Annotated in this window: 15 protein-coding genes, 1 tRNA gene and 1 pseudogene; 7 read left to right on the top strand and 10 right to left on the bottom strand. The window is 53.0% G+C overall.

Annotated elements, in window-relative coordinates:
* Nucleotides 1-79 precede the first annotated feature (79 nt).
* The 5 genes from JK202_RS07490 to JK202_RS07470 all read right to left on the bottom strand — a co-directional run bounded on the left by JK202_RS07490 (nt 80) and on the right by JK202_RS07470 (nt 6,651).
* Nucleotides 80-2,734: a TrlF family AAA-like ATPase gene (locus JK202_RS07490; RefSeq protein WP_211559772.1), complete on the bottom strand. Its 2,655-nt coding sequence runs from the start codon at nt 2,732-2,734 to the stop codon at nt 80-82.
* Between the two features lie 25 nt (nt 2,735-2,759).
* Nucleotides 2,760-3,500 carry a PaeR7I family type II restriction endonuclease gene (locus tag JK202_RS07485; RefSeq protein ID WP_211559771.1) on the bottom strand — a complete coding sequence of 247 codons (741 nt, stop codon included), beginning with the start codon at nt 3,498-3,500 and terminating at the stop codon, nt 2,760-2,762.
* A complete protein-coding gene (locus tag JK202_RS07480; protein WP_249199788.1) occupies nt 3,501-5,168 on the bottom strand; it encodes an Eco57I restriction-modification methylase domain-containing protein in 1,668 nt (555 codons plus the stop codon).
* 90 nt (nt 5,169-5,258) lie between these two features.
* Complete coding sequence (locus JK202_RS07475; protein WP_211559769.1) at nt 5,259-5,828, bottom strand: recombinase family protein; 570 nt, start codon at nt 5,826-5,828, stop codon at nt 5,259-5,261.
* A 145-nt stretch (nt 5,829-5,973) separates the two neighbouring features.
* The gene (locus tag JK202_RS07470) at nt 5,974-6,651 is read right to left on the bottom strand and encodes a recombinase family protein (RefSeq protein ID WP_211559767.1); all 678 of its coding nucleotides are present in this window, start codon (nt 6,649-6,651) and stop codon (nt 5,974-5,976) included.
* Between the two features lie 2,233 nt (nt 6,652-8,884).
* Between JK202_RS07470 and JK202_RS07465 the strand changes: the two genes are divergently transcribed.
* Together JK202_RS07465 and JK202_RS07460 are read left to right on the top strand one after the other, a co-directional pair.
* Nucleotides 8,885-9,736 carry a hypothetical protein gene (locus JK202_RS07465; RefSeq protein ID WP_249199787.1) on the top strand — a complete coding sequence of 284 codons (852 nt, stop codon included), beginning with the start codon at nt 8,885-8,887 and terminating at the stop codon, nt 9,734-9,736.
* Nucleotide 9,737: 1 nt separating this feature from the next.
* Entirely contained in the window at nt 9,738-10,187 is a 450-nt protein-coding gene (locus JK202_RS07460; RefSeq protein WP_211559765.1) for a hypothetical protein, read from the top strand.
* Between the two features lie 232 nt (nt 10,188-10,419).
* On the opposite strand, the gene JK202_RS07455 is transcribed toward JK202_RS07460, so the two are convergent.
* A complete protein-coding gene (locus JK202_RS07455; RefSeq protein WP_211559763.1) occupies nt 10,420-11,793 on the bottom strand; it encodes a hypothetical protein in 1,374 nt (457 codons plus the stop codon).
* Nucleotides 11,794-12,340: 547 nt separating this feature from the next.
* On the opposite strand from JK202_RS07455, the gene JK202_RS07450 reads away from it, so the two are divergent.
* The 3 genes and pseudogenes from JK202_RS07450 (at nt 12,341) to JK202_RS07445 (ending at nt 13,877) form a co-directional block, all read left to right on the top strand.
* Entirely contained in the window at nt 12,341-12,613 is a 273-nt protein-coding gene (locus JK202_RS07450) for a hypothetical protein (RefSeq protein WP_143412422.1), read from the top strand.
* Nucleotides 12,610-12,765 (top strand): annotated as a pseudogene (locus tag JK202_RS16560) (helix-turn-helix domain-containing protein); the annotation flags it as partial. The gene JK202_RS07450 and the pseudogene JK202_RS16560, both read left to right, overlap by 4 nt.
* Nucleotides 12,766-12,782: 17 nt before the next feature.
* Nucleotides 12,783-13,877, top strand: a complete 1,095-nt coding sequence (locus JK202_RS07445) for a site-specific integrase (RefSeq protein ID WP_211559761.1) — start codon at nt 12,783-12,785, stop codon at nt 13,875-13,877.
* A gap of 80 nt (nt 13,878-13,957) precedes the next feature.
* Here the strand turns inward: JK202_RS07445 and JK202_RS07440 are convergent.
* Nucleotides 13,958-14,032: transfer RNA gene (locus JK202_RS07440), tRNA-Val, on the bottom strand.
* Between the two features lie 75 nt (nt 14,033-14,107).
* Between JK202_RS07440 and JK202_RS07435 the strand changes: the two genes are divergently transcribed.
* Nucleotides 14,108-15,004 carry an N-formylglutamate amidohydrolase gene (locus JK202_RS07435; RefSeq protein WP_211559759.1) on the top strand — a complete coding sequence of 299 codons (897 nt, stop codon included), beginning with the start codon at nt 14,108-14,110 and terminating at the stop codon, nt 15,002-15,004.
* 57 nt (nt 15,005-15,061) lie between these two features.
* Entirely contained in the window at nt 15,062-16,228 is a 1,167-nt protein-coding gene (locus tag JK202_RS07430; protein WP_211559757.1) for a low temperature requirement protein A, read from the top strand.
* Here JK202_RS07430 and JK202_RS07425 read toward each other — a convergent pair.
* Genes JK202_RS07425 through JK202_RS07415 form a run of 3 tightly spaced genes read right to left on the bottom strand, consistent with a single transcriptional unit; the run spans nt 16,225 to nt 17,380 of the window.
* On the bottom strand, nt 16,225-16,431 hold the full coding sequence (locus tag JK202_RS07425; RefSeq protein ID WP_211559756.1) for a DUF2945 domain-containing protein: 207 nt from the start codon (nt 16,429-16,431) through the stop codon (nt 16,225-16,227). The two genes, JK202_RS07430 and JK202_RS07425, sit on opposite strands and share 4 nt — an antisense overlap.
* The gene (locus JK202_RS07420) at nt 16,431-16,916 is read right to left on the bottom strand and encodes a hypothetical protein (protein ID WP_211559754.1); all 486 of its coding nucleotides are present in this window, start codon (nt 16,914-16,916) and stop codon (nt 16,431-16,433) included. The genes JK202_RS07425 and JK202_RS07420 overlap by 1 nt, the downstream gene beginning before the upstream one ends.
* A complete protein-coding gene (locus JK202_RS07415; protein ID WP_211559752.1) occupies nt 16,913-17,380 on the bottom strand; it encodes a hypothetical protein in 468 nt (155 codons plus the stop codon). The genes JK202_RS07420 and JK202_RS07415 overlap by 4 nt, the downstream gene beginning before the upstream one ends.
* Between the last annotated feature and the right edge of the window lie 258 nt (nt 17,381-17,638).

Here is a 17,638-nt window from a genome sequence, read left to right as displayed (position 1 = left end):
ACAGAAACCATGGAATGCTGTTCCCTCTAGCTCGCACATGTTCATCTCTATCCCTCATGTAGTCCCCTGACGCAGCATCTTAGAACTCATACTTTTCCTTGCGTTGGATGAAGGCATCACGCCCTCCCTCCAGAATGCGGGCAACTTGATCACGAATCACTGGGACGTCGATCGACCCTTGCGCATCTAGCCCAAGGCAACCCTGGTTCTCTGCTGCAGTAAAGACGCCAATCCACTCAGCGTCACCAAAAACCGGGATGTTCGCGTTATGCGTTGCAAACAGGAACTGCCGACTAGTCTTGGCATCCCTCAGCTCGGTAACGATCCTCTCTGCGATGAAGGCGTTGTCTAGGTTGTCCTCTGGCTGATCCATTAGCAAAGGATCGGCGTTCTCCAACAGGAGCATGTGCAATATGGCCGTGCACTGCTGTCCAGTCGATAGCTTGTTTAGCGAGCGGAACACGGGGGCAGCTTGACCGTGAGCGACGTTCAGAAATATGTCTACCCGATGTTCCAACTCCAGCGCCTCCAACTCCATGAGCTGCGATGGCTGGAGCTTGGTCAGCGCCTCCGCCACCATCTGGGTGACACTCCAGTTTAGTTGAACATCGGTCGAACCATTCTTGATCGACTGCGCCAACGACAACGGGCTGATCGTTTCGGCTTCTGCAATCCATGCCAACCGCTTTTCCCCAATACCTTCCAGCTTGCACCCAAGCAGGAAGTTCAGCAGCGGAGAACGGTCGGCCTCCGGTACGATCTCGACCTTGAGTTTGCCTTCAAGCCGTCTGTTCAGGCGCTTCGCCGCTTTCTGCAATGCCTGAATGCGTTGCCCCCTGAGGTCGGACAGCTCGGCCAAGAGATTGCGTCGATCCTGTTTCAAGGCGTTGCCTTGCCGGTCATGCATTGATAGCTTTGCCCTCATTGGCTTGATGCGCTCAATATCGCCCATGAGCCGCTGATAGGCTGCACCGACCTCTTGGCCACTCTTGCCAGCCGCCGCAGGTAGCGTCCGAAGCGCCTTTTCCAGCTCCGCATCGTGCCCTTGAATGGCCTGCTGCCAAGACTGATGCTGTGCGGTGAACTGACCTGACGCCTCGTCCAACAAAGCCGTCATCGCAGTCAGGTGGTCGGTGAATCCTTGGCTGATCCTGTCCAGTGTCGTGCGCATGGCAACCAACTCGGCAGTGTCTGGCAGACCTTCGAGGGCTTCATCGCTGATGAAAGTGAGATCGGGTAAGTTGTCACGAAAGACTGCAAGGGTATCCCGCAGAGACTGCGCGCTCTCCGTGGCACTCTTGGCAATCTCCCGTTCTCTGGCGAGCAACGAAGTCTTGGCCAGCCGCTCCTTGATGCCCAACTTTTCAAACCCGCGTAGCTGCTCTTCCAGCTTCGGCAGACGATCCACTTGCGCCTTCACGTCATCGAGGTCGGACAAGGACTTCGCGAGCGTACGCTGACTATCGGTCAAGTGTTGGTGAACGTCAGCGCTCTTCGCCTCATAGTCCCTGTCCTGTGGAAGGAAGCGATCCAGCAACTGTACCCGGCTGGTTTCGTCTTGGGCTAGCTCATAAATCTCGTTCTGCCCATAAATGTCGATGCCCGGCAGCAAGTCTCTCGGGAGAAGGCTGGAGACGTTGTCGTCCAGGTCACGAACAATCGGGGGCTCACCATAACGCCTTGAGACTATGTACTGCTTACCGTTCTGAGCTGACGATACCACCGCCAACTCCAACCGACCCGCCGACCGGCCAAGATTTTCCTTGATGATCTCTTGATGAAGCTTCAAAGCTTGCTTGCCCTTGGGCGGCAAGTCCAAGGCATAGCGCAAGCATTCGAGCAAGGTTGACTTACCTGTCCCTCGACCGCCAATGACAGTGTTTAGGTGATCGGAGAAGTCCACGCGAACACCATCCAGGTAGCCACCCGTGACGGTCATGCGGAGTACCTTGCCAATCGGACTTTCGGCCTGCTGTGAATTCAAGCGGATGCGCGATCCTGGATCAAGGAAAGCCACTTTGAATGCCGCAAAGTTGGGCCGAGTCATTTTAATGAGACAAGTAGCCCCCGGCTTTTCTAAGTCCTCCGGCTTCGCAACATCCTTGGCATTGATGACAGCCACGGGGCGCTCGCGTCGGTAGGCACCGTCCTTATTCAGCAACACCTTCCGATAGAAGCCGCCCTCCACATTCGCCAAGTCATCTATCGGCCCAGGAATCTGGGCGGCGCGCAACTTGGAGAGCTTCCATACGTGGTTGAGCCTGTTCTTCAGGAGGCCATTATCTAAGGTACAATGCGCGGCGTAGATGAAGCCACCGAGCTGATCGACTTTCTCAACCAGCTGCTCAGAACTTAATCGAGACGGGCGGACACCATTCGCCGGATCAAGTAAATCAAGACTACCTAGATAGCGTTCGAGTTGCTGTCCCGTCGTCTCCTCCGAAAACAGGCAGACATAATGAGTCTTGTCGTTCGAGGCGATCTCAAAGCCAGGGAACACTACGATCCCGTGAGGTTGAAGCACCGCCCGCAACGCATCCACGCTGGCCACGCTACCGTGGTCGGCTAAGCCAACTACCGTGATGCCTAGGCCAAGGCATTTCTGGAGAAGTTCTTGGTTGTACCCAGCCTCATCCAATCCGTGATCGGCTCCGCGATAGGTACCGTTGTAGCCAACAGGATTAACCTGGAGCGCGCAGCGCCAGAATTTCGCGTAGGTGTGCTGTCCGCTCATGCTCTTCCCTTGATTTCAAGGACTATTAGCCCAACCGCGCCGCCTCAGCCGCAATGTGTCCGGCCAACGCGGCAACGAATGTTCTAAGACTGGTCATCGGCGACAGCTCAGTGAAATCGCCCGTGTCCACCGCGCTGCGTTCCGCAGCGATGAGGGCAGCAGTGGTGTAAAGCTGCTCTTGCACCAGACGCTGACATAACAAGTCATACCGCTTAAGGTACGACGCTCCTTTAAATTCCTCGAATACTGGAAAATGCGGCGACGAGTCGCGCACGGGCCTGCGTGATTCTGGAGCATCTTCGACCATCATCAACCATCCGACGAATGGGCGCGGCCGCTTACCGAATGCCTCCTCCCGGAAGGCTGTCCAGAGGTCATGCGCCGTCCCGATGGCTTCCTCGGTTCGATTGTTGAAATTATTTCCGAACGATGGGCCGACCTGACTCTTCAGCTCAATGGCCGCGATCAACTCACCTTTGTAGATCACCAGTAAATCCCATAGCTTTGTCGGGCGGAAGTAGCCTGGCAAGGTCAGCATCGCTTTGTTTTGGTGGATCTCTGCATGCGCCAGCCCGTTGGCCTTGATGATATCGAGTACCAAAGCCAAGAATCCATCCATGTTCTTGCCACCAGTGACGCCAGCGCGTTCACCCTGGTCGGCCTTTCCGGACTCAACCTGCTTCTGTCGCGCAGCTTCGCGGTTCCCCCAAAATGCCTTTACAGCATCACGGGCTTTCTGTTCGTGATTGACAAGATCAAGTGCCATCTATTCTCCGTTGCCTCCAAGGGCAGATCGTTCTTCGTGATTCAGGCCGTAGAGCTTGAACGCAGCCTGGTTGCAGGCTTGCACGTCTCGCTTAATGGCTGCCTCAGCCAACTCACGGCGCAGTAGTTCGGGTACTTCCAGCCAGTGCGGAATGCGAATGCGGCGCAGATATTGCGCTTGGAAGCGCAAAAAACCTCCCCGCATCTTCGTTGAATAAGTCGCCACAAACAGACGCGTGACGGCGGACAGCAGCACTGCCTGCAAGGCTCGTAAATCCCACTCGTCTGACGAGACGTAATAGAGGTTGTGATGAGGGTACAGCTCGCCACTTTCAAAAACGATGTGAGCCTCTCCCTTGATATCCGGGATCAGGAGCTTCGGCCGCGCGGCTAGCGCAGGGGTAATGCGGTCAATCGTGCGATACCAGTTAGCAGGAGCTTTCTGCGCACAGTGACGCCCCGCAATCGCCTCTCGACGGGCCTCAAGATAACGACGCAGGCGCGGGTACTTATCAAGACTGACTAACCCGCCTGAATCGGCAAAAGGGTTGATGACACCCTGACCACGCCACTGCACTTCACCGGTCATGATGTCTTTCGTTGTCACCAGCGGCAGCTTGCGGTCTAGCTCGACATCAAGAGTCTCAAAGTCCCCGATAAACGCTTTATCCGCGCCAGTTGCGACACCGATTCCAACCTTGCACCCTGCCTCTTCCAGCAGAGGAAAAGCACCTTCCAGGCGACGAATAAGGGTCATCTGGTCGGCTGACTCTAGCAACCACGGCTCCGAGCCATTGGTCACGCGTGCTAGTTCCCGCACCGGCCCAGCAACCTTCGGCAGTGTCGGCGCATGTAACAAGCCTGCCAGTGTGTTCAGTGTTGCCCGGTCAATGGTTGGACGATGAGCAATGCGCGTTGCCCCCGGCGTTTCACGGCTAATGATGGTGATGGCTGGGTAGGCGATCACATCAGAATGAAACGCCGGTGTGTCCACCATATCCACATAAATTTTCAGATGGAAGCGCTCGGCCACGAGACTTCGCAGCGGACCACCATAGCGATTTTTCATCCAACGATCGGCGCAGATGAAACTCAGACTGCCTCCATTCGTCAAGACCGACAGCGACCGCTCAATGAAGGGAATATAGATATCGGCGCGGTCATACATCGTCAGGTAACGATGGCGGTACTCGGCGAGCAGTGGCGCCGGAATCAGCTCTTGACGAACATAGGGCGGGTTGCCCACCACAAAATCGAATTGCCCCTCCAGTGGAGCCAGTAGGAAGTCGCCTTGCGACAGCCAACATCCCGCCAAGGTGGTCGCCGCATTGGCCCTGACCCCCTGCCTCTTGAGCAAAGCGACAACGGCGGATTGTGTACCTCGAAAGGTGTCGTGGTGCAGCTCCACAGCTCGGATTGCATCGGCCAAATCTTCGACCGCAGAGCCGTTCGGCCTAGCCGCTCGCCACGCACTCAACAGTCGCTCGATGATCGGCAACAGGAAATCGCCGCCACCGAATGACGGTTCCAAAAGCCGCTTTTCGTGAAGTGGTTGATCCTCCGTGTAGCCGGCCAGATCGAGAATGAAGTCCACCACCTCAGAGCGAGTGAAAATGGCTCCCCGAGCCTCGTGCCCCCCATCTGCCGCCAGCGCCTCAGTCGCCTCCATGACTGGGCATGCAGGTACGGCAACAGCTCTATGCGAGTCCTTGCTGCGTGTGCCACCTGCGGCATCTAACTTTACGAGCATCCTATGTCCTCATTGACGTGGCGGGATGACGCCGACGTGTTTGTAAAGGGTGGTGCGCGACACGCCATAGCGGCGGGCCACGTCTGCCACCTGAATATCGGGATCGCGCAGCAAGGCTTTGATCTCTTTTACCTGCTGGTCATCTAGCTTCGGCTTGCGGCCACCGGCCCGACCTCGGGCACGGGCGGCAGCCAAGCCGGCATGTGTCCGCTCGCGGATCAAGCCACGTTCGAATTCGGCCAGTGCCGCGAACACATGGAAAATCAGCTTGCCCGCTGCGCTGCCCGTCTCGATCTTCTCTGTCAGGCTCTCAAAGCCGATGCCGTGCTGCTCTAGGTCGGTCACGATCTGCACCAGGTCGGGCAAACTACGCCCAAGGCGATCGAGCCGCCACACGACGAGTGTATCCCCAGCCCGCAGTGCTTTACGGCACTGCTCCAACTCCGGCCTTGTCGTGTTCTTACCGCTGGCCGCTTCCTCGTAGATCACGTCGCATCCGCCCTGCACGAGCGCGTCGCGTTGCAGGTCTAGGTGCTGGTCGTCCGTTGAGACACGGGCGTACCCTATGCGTTGTTTCATTTATATTACCGGGACATAGAAAACTTGACGGCCATCTTAACGCAACGCTTACTCACGTGCGATGAAAAAGCCAAGCCGCCCAGACAGTCCAGAAAACCACCGTTTTATGAACAGTGATAATCATAAGGTTCGATAATGCTTGATCTTATGCCGTTTCTAAAGACGCTGCGCTGGCATACTCAAGCCATATCTTTTTCACATGGCTCGGACTGCAGTCTATCAAACGCGCTGTTTCCAAGATGCTGTTTCCTGCTTCGCGCAAAGTGATAATGCGCTCGTGCACTTCATAGTTTGGTTTTCGTCCGCGATAGCGCCCCGAGGCTTTCGCCTGCTCAATACCCTGTTTTTGACGCGCCCTCATTTCTTCGTAGTTTTCCCGCGCGGTTTGTAGGGCAAGTCGTAGAAGCATCTCTTGTTTGACTTCTAAGTCACCATATATCACGGCATCAGTTTCGGATGGAACTTCAGATAGATCTACCAATCCGGGAATGACAAGCCGAACTCGATACTGCCGGATAGCCTGAACCAGCCTATCTGCTTCTCCCAATGGAAGGTGACTAAGACGGTTCATTTTTTCTGCGACTACTAGTTCTCCTGCTTGGAGATCAGAGATCATTCTTCCCAATTCAGGTCGATCGGGGGATGGGCCAGATGGCTTTTCCCTGTATATAGCAGCAATATAATATCCTGACATTCTAATATTCTCTATTATTTTATCCTGCCTTATTTGGTCATGCTTGTTGTTACTAATTCGAAGATAAAATCGCGCTATATTTGGATAAATATTACTAATTTTATTTTGTTTTATTTTTTCTGGGGTCATCGGGGAAGGTTCAATTTCACTACTCGGAGCTTTTTTAGATTTCAAACGAAAATCTCACTCTAAAAAATATTCTCATCTACAATGCTTTAAGAAGCATAGGGCTATGGAATGCTGCTGTAACTCCTCTCCTCGCTTGTCCACAAAGCACTTACGATCATCGTGTAAATGGTGAGGTTCAGAGAGTTGGAGGCCTCCCTGAACCTCGTCGTGCAACCGTGTAGGAGGCATAAATAGCTTGGAGGAAAAATTGGAAGTTATGCAAGCCAAGCTTGGAGAGGGAGAAGCAAATTAATGCTTCTCCCTCGGACCTGTTGACCGGTCAGCCGTTCCCAACGGGACAGCCGAAGGACTACCTGTGCAACGCCCAGGCCCCAGGAAAGGGGCGTCCTCTTTTACCGCAGGTTTTGCCGGTTACCCGGCGTACAGAACTCGACATCCTCATAAGATTATCTCCTTATTGCTGCATGTGCATTTATTGCTGATTGTTGGAAAACTGCCAGTTTTAAGGGGAATGCGACCAACATTCCCTTTTCCCCCGGTCGATCATGGTACCACCCACGAGGACCAGGAACATCGTCACCGGGCGCCGCCAGGCACCCTCTGTATTGCTTCTCTGTCGCATGGACCTTTCGAGACTTTGACAGGACGAGGAACCACCCTCGAAATCCCTGCCTCTCCCCAACGCTTCGGATAAACCGCGAAGGGGATTTTCACTCTACTAAGCCCGCTCCCGGTCATAGGCTGTCGCTCAGGAACCACCCCGAGCAGCCCTTAGACCTTCCCGCGTTATTCAGACGGATTTTAACGAGCAGTACGCGAGCATCTCACCATGATTGCTAGGCTCTCGGAGCCTTTCGACCGTGCCGGGGCACGGCCAATTTGGGGGGGCCGAACATCCAAAGCGCCTCCCTTACTCACATCATGGTTTCCAATTTTACCCACCGGGACACTATAGGCCCCGGCACTCGCACTTTCTCTCCGCGCAGCGTCCTACTGAACGCCGTTACAGGCTTGAGCTATCCAACGATCCAGGTGGCTTGCGCCCCCTGGTACCGCCTCATCCAGGTTTCCCCTCTGAGGCCCATGACGGTTTCCCGCCATGCCGTCGCCCACCTGCGCGGCACACGTTCGACAATCCCTTGCCGCCCGTAGAACGGACTGGATACCGTTTCTCCCATCTGACAGGCTCACCCCTTGCCGAAACCGGCAGGGGTGGCCGTGTCCGCGTCGCCCATCTTCATCTTGAAATGTCAAAGATCGGATTGGATCGAACGGGGGAGTTTCACCCCCGAGCGCCCGTTGCAACCGGACGAGCCCGATTAAAGGCATCCGGCTACAGCAACAGATCGGGTGGGACTGGTTAGGCCGCACCCTGCTTGCCGATGGTTAGACGGCAGGCGTGCCCCGACTGGGGCGGCAATACGAAGTGACGTGCTGAGGTGGTGGTTTGCAGCCTGGCCCTCTCCTTTCATGGGGCCGGATTGGTGGGGTGCTGTTGGCGCAGCACCGGAAGGATGGCGAGGGTCGGTCCTGATGCTTGGCGGGCATCGAAGATCGACCACGAGGGATACGATTTCGACGACCAGAATCAGGAACCGGAACGCCGGTTCTTTCGGTGTGCCAGCGACCGGCACGCATTGCGGCTTTCTATGTGAGGATCGGGTGTCGGCATCCAGCCGCCCCGCGTATGTCAATCAACGCGCATGCAGGACGTGGAGGTCCTGCCAGGGCAGGATGCCTCACCCTGATTCCGCCCATCAAGTAATTTTTTATAGGATGTTCAAGTTATGAAGTATTCGAACGGCTTGCCGTTCGCATTCCGCTTATTTTATATGAAGTATACAACTCACCTCGCGATAGGTGAGTTTCCTTGAAAAATACCATTATAAATCAACAATATATATAAAATTCGAACGTTTCCGACGGTTATCGACGGAATCCGAACGAAATCGACGGTTATCGAACGTATTTGAACGAAAACGAACGTTTCTGAACGCCTGTCACGTCCTGGCCGCGCACTCACGTCGGGGTGTTGCACGAATCAAGTATAGGATTATTAATGTATCGCGATACATTAATGTTCGGTGTTGAAAGCATGTATCTGTATTTTGACACTACCTTATTTTTTAATTTCTGTGTTACGGTTCGTGCGCGGTTTTCTCAAAGTTAAAGTGTATTTAAGTGAGTATTTTATTGCCGCTTAAATATGCCGGTTGAACACAGAAAACGCGCCATGAACATGACTGAGGATATGCGCGGGAGTGCAAAAAATATGACCGTAAACATGTTCAAAAGTGCTTTGGCAGTCACGATTTTTGCGCTGTGCAGCATATCCGTTGATGCAAAAGCGCAGGTCATAGTGACCGATCCAAAGACCGAAGTTAGTACCGACCTGAGCTATCTCGAAGCTGCCAAGTCCTACCTGCAACAAGGTCAGCAGTACTACATGCAGGGAGAGCAGTATTACGAGCAGATAGAGCAGGCGGCGCAAGAAATACAGAATGCTAAAGGTCTGGCTAATATCGCTTCATTGGGGGGTGGATCACTGGATTCTGATATTTCCCGCCTTGAGAGCGTCACGGATGACCTGAGTGATCTTTATTCACTGAACGGGTTTGGTGGGAATTTCTCTCAGGCAGCGAGAGAAGTTCTTTCCAGAACCTACAATCTACCGGGAAGCACCAGCTCCCAGGCAGGTGCGGCCAGCCTGATGGGCCTGGCCTCGGACAGCCCGACAGATGCCGGATATGATCGGGCGGCCCGTGATACCAACCAGTCCATGCGGGAGGCTGCATCTCTGGCGTCAGTGAACGAGTATCGTCAGGCATCGACCCAGGTGATGCAGCGACAGGACGAGGCTCTGGCCGACTTGGGAGATGATGATGTGGGGGCGTCCACGCAGCTCATCGCGGCCGAGCAGTCCACTGCGTTGCATCAGAACGACGCCAGCTTGCAGTTACAGCAGACCATGGCGGACATGGCTTTTCAACAGCATATTCGACAACTGGAAATCGAGAACGACATTGCTGAAAAGAACCTCAAGCATCTGCAAAAGGTGCAGGCTTTTGAAGCATCGAGTGACTGACATGAGACAGGCTCTATTGTTGGCTACAGTGATGGCCGGGGTGGGTGTGGGCGAGCCCCACACGGCTCATGCACAAATCATAGACACCGAATGGCGGGCGACGCAGGCCGCCATAAAAGCCGATGAGCAGAAGCAATGCCGGCACATGACGCTAACACGCAAGTTTCAGTGCCAAGAGCAGCTCCAGGCAACCTACACGGCAAAGGGACTTGTGCCAGGCACGATGCCCTATGTGCGTCGGCGATTTGGTGGAGAGAGCGTTCAGGGGCTTGACCAAGAGATACGATCTATCAACCGGACGTACAGCCAGGCACGCCGTTTGAACGGTTATGAGCATCCTTTGCCTGGTGAACTTACCGCAGACATGCAGCAAGGTAATGTCAGCTATCTGAGCAGGCTGATAGAGGAAAAGGGCGGGATGCCGCCGCTTCTGCCATTCGGGAACAGATAGCGGTAGAAAAGAAGATAATTGTCTATCGCTACCTTTCGCAAGGAAGCGAATTTTTCAAGAAGGTAAGTGTTCGAGGATTGCATAATTGACGGCTGCTTCCGCCTCACCCCGGTCATTCGTGGCCTCTATGAGCCGCCCCGATAGCGGACATGACCACCACAACCTCTCGCGAGCAAGGGGCCGTAAACGGAATGACGGGTTTGTAACACGAAGCCTGCAAAGCAGACGCTGGTCATGTAGCGGGCTTTCGCTCCGCCGAGACGAATTGCAGGAAATCCTTTATGTCGTCTTTTGGGGCTGTGATTAACGCGTAAGCGTCCAGTTTCAATGAAAAAGCCGCAAGCAGGTCCATACACAAAAACTCAAGCATACGTCTCCCGCCGTGATTGTCAGTAGCCAGGGAGTCCGCTGTGAGCGTCGATAGGGTGCCGTGAAGTATCCGTGACCGGCTTTCTACGATCGCCTTCACAACGTGTTTCACCTTCCGGTTGCTTCCAGACGGATAGGAGCATTCAGGCGAAAGGCCATAGAAAGATGAAAATGCATCTTCGAGACGAGAGCCGCTATTTTTAGAACTCGCGGCCGAAAGAAGCACTTCTATTGCGGTCTCCAGCTTTGTAACTGCCACGGTGTCGAGAGGCTCCGTAAGCCCTTCATGGAGCCAGTAGGCGGCATCGCTCCAGCTCTGATCCAGCTTGGGCAACACAGCGTTGTCAGTGATGAAGCCTCTGACGCGGTTCCCAATCGATACCAGTATAGGCGCCGATCTCGATAGAAATTGATCAAATGCGCCTGCAGAAAAGCCAAGTCCCGGATCGCACCGTTGCGAACCAAAACGGGCGTTGCCGCCAACCTTCGTGACGCTGCCTATTGTGCTTGGCAATGTCCGATCCGTAAGGCGAGCCATACAGCGAGAATAATAGGGAGGGATCGCTATCTGGACAGCAATGAGAGCAAGGTCGATGGCAATATTGGCCCGTTCCAACCCAGATACATCGTCGAAGCCATCGACAGTTACATCGGCAACCCAATAGGCAGATTGACTTTGCATGAATTCTAATAGCGGTCCGTAGGACATTTCTTTGAGAGGATTACCTTTGGAAATGTTCTCGCGCTTGATCAGGTCTTCCTGGCTGTAAAATTCTACCGGTCCGACAGAGAATGAGGATGCGTGCTCAGGGATAATTCGGCATGGAATACAATGCGTACAGGTGACGGCTTTGGCAGCAAAGGACTGCCTTACCTCCTTTTCAATAGCCACGATGTTATCTGGCGTCGGTATCGAGGCGAGGCAATTCTTAAAGACAGCGACAATCGAATGTGCGACGTGAACTGCGAGTCTTTCGGGTCTCGTACCGCGTCGGTAAGTCGGTTCTTCCTTCCTCAGAATCGATGTTAATTCAATGAGTGCGTTGACGCCGCTTTGCTTAAAGCCGCGTGCTTCTCCGGTAGGAAGCCAATCCATTGCAAAGGCAATTTCGTACTTTTTTAGCCACTGCTGCGCTTGGTCATTGACAAGCATGGCGTCAGGTACAGGCGTTATAATAAAATTTTGTAATGCACTTTTAACCAGATCCCGCTTTCGCGCCTCAGTAGATGGATTCATTGTTCTTCTCGGATTGTGATAACTTAACAAAGTCTGGCATGCGTCCCTTATTATAAATCTTATCTCTCCTCGCGAACCATAGCGAATGTCCGCCTCCAAGCAGACGGGGAGAACCATTCAATGACCGGAATGGGCGCACAGCGGCCGCCACACGCATTGAATGAACGGCAGGAAACATCGTCTGGGCGCTGAAAGACGGACCTTCCGTTCACCCCCCTGATCAGCCGCTGGAGCTGAAACCATGGCTGCTACAGAAAGCCGCTTGCGTTAGCCTGCTTTTGGCAAACAAGACGAGTAGCCTTTGCTAAACCTCTTTCCGGAGAATCATGACCCCCGAGATCCATAATGGAGGCACGATTAAGTCATCTCCCGGGCAGGATCGCAGCGTATTATCTCCTGACGATGAGGGAAGAAGGGAAGAAGGGAAGAAGGGAAGAAGGGAAGTATTCTTTAAGTAAATAAATAATATATACTTTACACGATTAAAAACTAACTATAACGTATTATCTCGTTATGCGGATTACATCTTATAGGAAATAGAAACGAGATGTGTGTTCTTAAGAAAAATCCAGATCTACCTATTCCGAAAGGTGCGCGTGCTTCCCGATCGCTTCTTGTGCGTCACGCCAATGAATTACGACGCTTGCGTGAAGAAGAATGGTCTTATGAGTCCATCCATGAGGCATTCTTGGAATGCTATGGTGAAGTCTTCTCTATGTCGCTGCAAGTTTTTCGCGAACGAGCAAGGCGCGTTCTTCAAAAAGAGCTGGGCAAAGAAGCAAAGCTTTTAGAGACGGTGTTACGAGTAAACCTCGAATGATGCCGAGTTATCTTTTGTTTACAGAAAGTGAGGCAGCATCTCGTCTAGGCGTCTCTACCATTACTCTGCGACGTGAGAGGCATGAAGGCCGGATCGGCTATCTAAAAATTCGCGCCCGTGTACGTTATTCTGAAGTTCATCTAACGGATTATCTTGCAAGGAATGAAAGATGCCCGAGGCTGATACCGTCTTCCGAATTGGGCAATTCTTTCTCGGAAAACGCCCTAACTCAAAGGCATGGTGTGCCTGCTGGTATGATTCGAAAACCAGACAAACAAAACGAGCATCTCTTGGCACAGATGTTTTTCAAGAAGCGCAGCTAAAGCTTGCAGAATATGTGACAGGAAACGCGAAGAGGAAGAATGAACCAACATCTGAGGTGAGTTTAGCTTCGGTTTTTATGCGTTATTTCAAAAATCATAGTGAGAAAACGCGAAGTGCAGGCCCCAATAGACGGGCATTGGAGCTTATGCTCGACCATGTGGACCCAGGCGCGTCTGTTGCTAGCTATACCGTGGCTGAGCAGCGTAGGATTGCGACATGTTTGCGCAGAAAAGGGTATTCTGCTGGCTACACGCGACGTGTCATGGGTATCGCTGCTGCGGGGGTGAATTGGGCTTGGAAGAATGGCGAAATTGACCGTCAAATTCCGATTGTGTTGCCTCCCGAAGGTAGTGGACGCGAACGAATAATGACGATTGAAGAGATGGCTCGTCTTTGGGAGGTAGATATGCCACCGCATCTCCGCATGTTTCTCGCGCTTCTTATTGGAACTGCGTCTCGTCCGGAGGCTCTCTTACAGCTCACGCGTGAGCAGTGTGATTTGCGTCATGGTGTCATAGACCTCAATCCTACAGGACGTATGCAAACCAAGAAGAGACGCCCGCGCATTCCAATCCCTAATTTTTTGAAGTCATGGATTGAAGATGTGCCGATTGGTCATCTCATAACATATAAGAGCAAACCGATACTTAAGATTAATGGCGCATGGCGAGCTGCGCGCGAAGCCGCATGCCTTTCGCAAGAGATTGTACCTTACACGGTTCGCCATACGATGGCGACCGAGCTTATCACCCGTGGTGTCCCTGAAATTGAGGTCGCTTCCCTAATGGGGCACGCCATGCCGAATCTCAGGACGACGGGTCGTTACGTACACGTACGTCCAGACTTTCTCGCGAATGCCAAACAGGCTATTGACGAGGTCGCAAGCACCATTGACCGGGTGGCAGCCCGATCAATGGTAAAATCTCAATTTGCGTGCTAGTAGCGTATTAGACTTAACAGCAAAGGATGGCAGTCCAATGCATAAGCCTCAGAAAACCGTTGGTTTTCTGCCGGACCGAGTGGTGGGCGCAACAGGGATTGAACCTGTGACCCCTACCATGTCAAGGTAGTGCTCTACCGCTGAGCTATGCGCCCCCGGTCCGGTGAGGCGGTTTCTAGCTTTACCCGGAAAACCTTGCAACCCCCTGTGGGGCGAAATATGAAAAAAATATGCGATCTTCTTTGCCACTGACGTCTTTCAGAGTGGACCGGCCCCGGAATTCTGCCATTCCTCTCCTCGTTTCGTCCCCGCACTCAGGGCGTCATTATCCCTCGGATTTCCTTAGCAGCGCAGTGCTTTCCTCTCATGAACTGCAGCAGAGTGAGGATCGCTTCATGGATCGGTTGCTTGGAGACGCGCCTGACTTTGGCGCCACCTTGCTGAGCGCGGAGTTTCCCCGTGTCTGGTGTGACGTGAATCGAGACTGGCGCGAGGTGGATCCAGGAATGTTTGATCCAGCACCACCGGAAGATGAAGTACTTCTGACCGCCAAGGTGAAGGCTGGTTTTGGAGTTATTCCGCGCTACGTCTCACAGGGTCGTCAGATTTACGGGCATTCTTTAAACCTTTCGGAAATAAGAGAGCGGATTGCAACTGCATGGCTTCCCTACCATGAGGCTCTTGCTGCGTTATTATCTGAGATGGGGGCGCGTTTTGGATATGCGGTTCTTCTGGAAGCCCATTCCATGCCGAAATTGCCCTACACACGGCCCTCCGATATCGTTCTAGGGGATGTGCATGGCAAAAGTTGTGCGCCAGAAGTCACAGAGAGGGTAGAGAGCCTACTGGAGAGCGGAGGATATTCGGTCCGGCGGAATATTCCTTACTCGGGGGGATACATTACACAGTATTATGGACGACCGGACCAGAATATCCATGCCATTCAGATGGAAATCTGCCGTTCCCTTTACCTGAATACAGCGACACTTCAGCCTGGAAGCGACTTCGAGAAAACTCGGAAAAACATGCAGAACCTCCTTGCAGGTCTAGCTGAGTGGTTCCGGTGTGAAAAACGTTCAACTCCGGTAAGTGAATCATTTCATCAGGACGACGTGCCCGCTAAGTGAGACAATACCATCTCTGTTCCATGAGTTGGGGCGAAGCCAATTTAACGAGAAAATGCAGTGATTTTTCAAGATGGTGCGGGTTACCCATTCCTCAGGAAATCAGAAGGCGGTCATGTCGAGGTTACGACCGAAGAACTGTTCTTCGATCTGATTTACGTTTTTCTCGTCACCCAGATCAGCCACGGATTGCTTCATCACCTCAATGGAACGGGTTTTCTTCAGACGCTTGTTCTGTGGTTCGCTGCGTGGCTGGGCTGGCAATATACCGGATGGGTCACCAACTGGTTTGATCCACGCTCACCCTCGTTACGCTGTGTTCTGTTTGGGTCCATGGCGCTTGCATTGTTGTGCGGTGCCGCAGCGCCGGAAGCATTTGGGGTGAGAGGGCTTGATTTCGCAATCTGCTATGCTGTCATGCAGGCCGGGAGATCAGCTTTTGTAGTGTGGAGATTGCCACCCGGACATGATCTTCTTCCCAATTATAGGCGTATTCTGGGCTGGAACCTGATCAGTGGAGCCTGCTGGATTATTGGAGCGCTCTATCCGTCTGATATGCGCCTCATGTTCTGGTGCATGGCTGTCCTGTGCGAATATGTTTCGCCTATGTTTGGTTTCTGGCTACCGTTTCTCGGGCGGTCGCATACCTCTGACTGGACGATTTCGGGTAGCCATCTCGTTGAGCGGTGTCAGCTTTTTGTCATGGTGGCGCTGGGTGAGGCCATCATGGCTTCCGGTCTGTCCATGGCACGCGCTGAAAACTGGAATACGCCGGTTCTGTTAAGCTTTTGTGTGAGCTTCCTGTGTACGATTGCGATGTGGTGGCTGTACTTTGGGACATCCATCAAAAAAGCTGAGCACGCCATTACCCGTTCTTCAGATCCCGGGCGGATGGGGGCATATGTCCATTATATCCACGCCATTCTTATTGCCGGGATCATCGTGACCGCAGTTGGGATGGATATTCTTCTGGAAAATCCTTTTGAGTCGCTGTCTCGACCAGCGCTTGCGGTGATGACGTTAGGTCCATTGCTCTATCTGTTTGGCAGCTGCCTTTACGGCAGGATCGTCACCTCCTGTTGGTCGATATGGCATATCGCGGGTATTTGTGCATTTGCTGCGCTGTCTTCTTTGGGATTGTCTTTGTCGCCTCTGGCGATATGTGCCATCGGCACTGTTATACTTTTACTCGTTGCGGGTGGAGCAGAGTGGAACAGTCAGAACTAATCTTTTTTTAGCGCCGAGGGTTTGTGAACAGCGCGTTTTCCACTGTCTGTTTGCACGACGAATTCGGGATTGTCTTTTGAGGCCGCGACGTTATTTCCCTTGATCTTCATCGGGGCGGTAATTTTTTTGACGACATGTCCGTGAGCTTCTCCACCATGGCTTTTCCATGTGACGGACGCGCCGTTATAAAAATCTTCAGACATTAATTTATTCCTTTATTTTCAGAGTCTTGAGATAAAAAACTGATGAGAACGAACGCTGTTAAGAGCTGTAACGGACGTAGTCGTACGAAAAAATGCGGAAGCCGGTTCTGCTGGGCAAGATAGGTGTCTCCTGCCAGTGTTGCGAGCGTTGCCGCCATAGAAAGACGTCCGGAAATCCGCGGCGGTGAGAGTAGTATTCCTAACCCCATAAAGTGCATTGCAAGAAAAATTATGGGGTCAGAGAGTTGGGGGCCTCTGGGATTGTAAAAGCTTGCACCGCGATGAACGCCTGCGAAGAAACAGAATAGTGCGGCTGTCCAAACCTGAACGAAACGCTTGAGGAAAGGTGTGCAGGCTTTGGGGAGAACCCGCAGGGCGATGAGACAAACGCCGAGCATAAGGATAGCCGCCCAGCCCAGCAGACCGCCTTCGAGCGGCGTTCGTTTGGCGTCTGCTTCCATTCCATCATGAAGCCGCACAATCATGACGATGCTCCCTGAACGCCACCTCTGGGCGTTTGGGTGGGCAAGGCTCCCAAAGCCATGCTCACCACCATTGCGATATAGATCAGCACCATGTCTTTCCTTGAAAAGACGAGTTCCCATCCAGGAGTGAAGCGCTTTGGAGTTGCCTTGTAATCGATCAGGCAGGCGACAGGCCCTAAAGCGAGAGTAACGAAAACAGCTCTGGGGTTTCCCGGGCATTTTCCAAGAGCTTTGCAGTAGAGCCATGCCCAGAACAGGATAGCCGCGGCATTCGTCGCAACTCCGATGCCGGAATGGCGTGCATCAAGCTCTGTCACCTCCGCTGCATCATTGCCATGAAGCCAGTGAGCCGTGCAGTTGACCCCAGGACCATACCATCCAGTGCGAAGACGGCTGAGCGTCAGCACGGCGCAGGTCGAGGCAGCAGCACCGTAAAGCGTGGTTTTCAGGAGACGGGATTTCATGTGCAGACACGCCTTCGGGCCATTGGGATAATGACCCAAAACGCTGTCGCAATGCCGATGTTTCCTCGAAGCATTTATATTCAGAGAGGAAACCTTCAGTTGAAGAGGTTTTGTCCTGCGCCATGATGCATACTTTGGTGCCTTAAAAACTAATCTGAAGGGAGAAAAGTGAGATCGAATTTTATTTTCTACATGGTGGCGCGGAGTTATTTTTCATAACGATATGTTTCATTTCGAAATTTCTTAGGTCTGAGCTGC

Origin of the sequence: Gluconobacter sp. Dm-62, assembly GCF_018256155.1 — a bacterium.
Classification (GTDB): domain Bacteria; phylum Pseudomonadota; class Alphaproteobacteria; order Acetobacterales; family Acetobacteraceae; genus Gluconobacter.
The sequence above is the reverse complement of the archived record's forward strand: the minus strand, read 5'-3'. Positions and strand labels throughout refer to the sequence as shown.

Excerpts from the sequence above, each read along its gene's own strand:
- JK202_RS07485 (WP_211559771.1), bottom strand. The coding sequence starts at position 3,500 with ATGGCACTTGATCTTGTCAATCACGAACAGAAAGCCCGTGATGCTGTA.
- JK202_RS07415 (WP_211559752.1), bottom strand. The coding sequence starts at position 17,380 with ATGAAATCCCGTCTCCTGAAAACCACGCTTTACGGTGCTGCTGCCTCG.
- JK202_RS07420 (WP_211559754.1), bottom strand. The coding sequence starts at position 16,916 with ATGATTGTGCGGCTTCATGATGGAATGGAAGCAGACGCCAAACGAACG.
- JK202_RS07435 (WP_211559759.1), top strand. The coding sequence starts at position 14,108 with ATGCGATCTTCTTTGCCACTGACGTCTTTCAGAGTGGACCGGCCCCGG.
- JK202_RS07455 (WP_211559763.1), bottom strand. The coding sequence starts at position 11,793 with ATGAATCCATCTACTGAGGCGCGAAAGCGGGATCTGGTTAAAAGTGCA.
- JK202_RS07450 (WP_143412422.1), top strand. The coding sequence starts at position 12,341 with ATGTGTGTTCTTAAGAAAAATCCAGATCTACCTATTCCGAAAGGTGCG.
- JK202_RS07475 (WP_211559769.1), bottom strand. The coding sequence starts at position 5,828 with ATGAAACAACGCATAGGGTACGCCCGTGTCTCAACGGACGACCAGCAC.
- JK202_RS07480 (WP_249199788.1), bottom strand. The coding sequence starts at position 5,168 with ATGGAGGCGACTGAGGCGCTGGCGGCAGATGGGGGGCACGAGGCTCGG.
- JK202_RS07425 (WP_211559756.1), bottom strand. The coding sequence starts at position 16,431 with ATGTCTGAAGATTTTTATAACGGCGCGTCCGTCACATGGAAAAGCCAT.
- JK202_RS07460 (WP_211559765.1), top strand. The coding sequence starts at position 9,738 with ATGAGACAGGCTCTATTGTTGGCTACAGTGATGGCCGGGGTGGGTGTG.
- JK202_RS07445 (WP_211559761.1), top strand. The coding sequence starts at position 12,783 with ATGCCCGAGGCTGATACCGTCTTCCGAATTGGGCAATTCTTTCTCGGA.
- JK202_RS07470 (WP_211559767.1), bottom strand. The coding sequence starts at position 6,651 with ATGACCCCAGAAAAAATAAAACAAAATAAAATTAGTAATATTTATCCA.
- JK202_RS07465 (WP_249199787.1), top strand. The coding sequence starts at position 8,885 with ATGAACATGACTGAGGATATGCGCGGGAGTGCAAAAAATATGACCGTA.
- JK202_RS07490 (WP_211559772.1), bottom strand. The coding sequence starts at position 2,734 with ATGAGCGGACAGCACACCTACGCGAAATTCTGGCGCTGCGCGCTCCAG.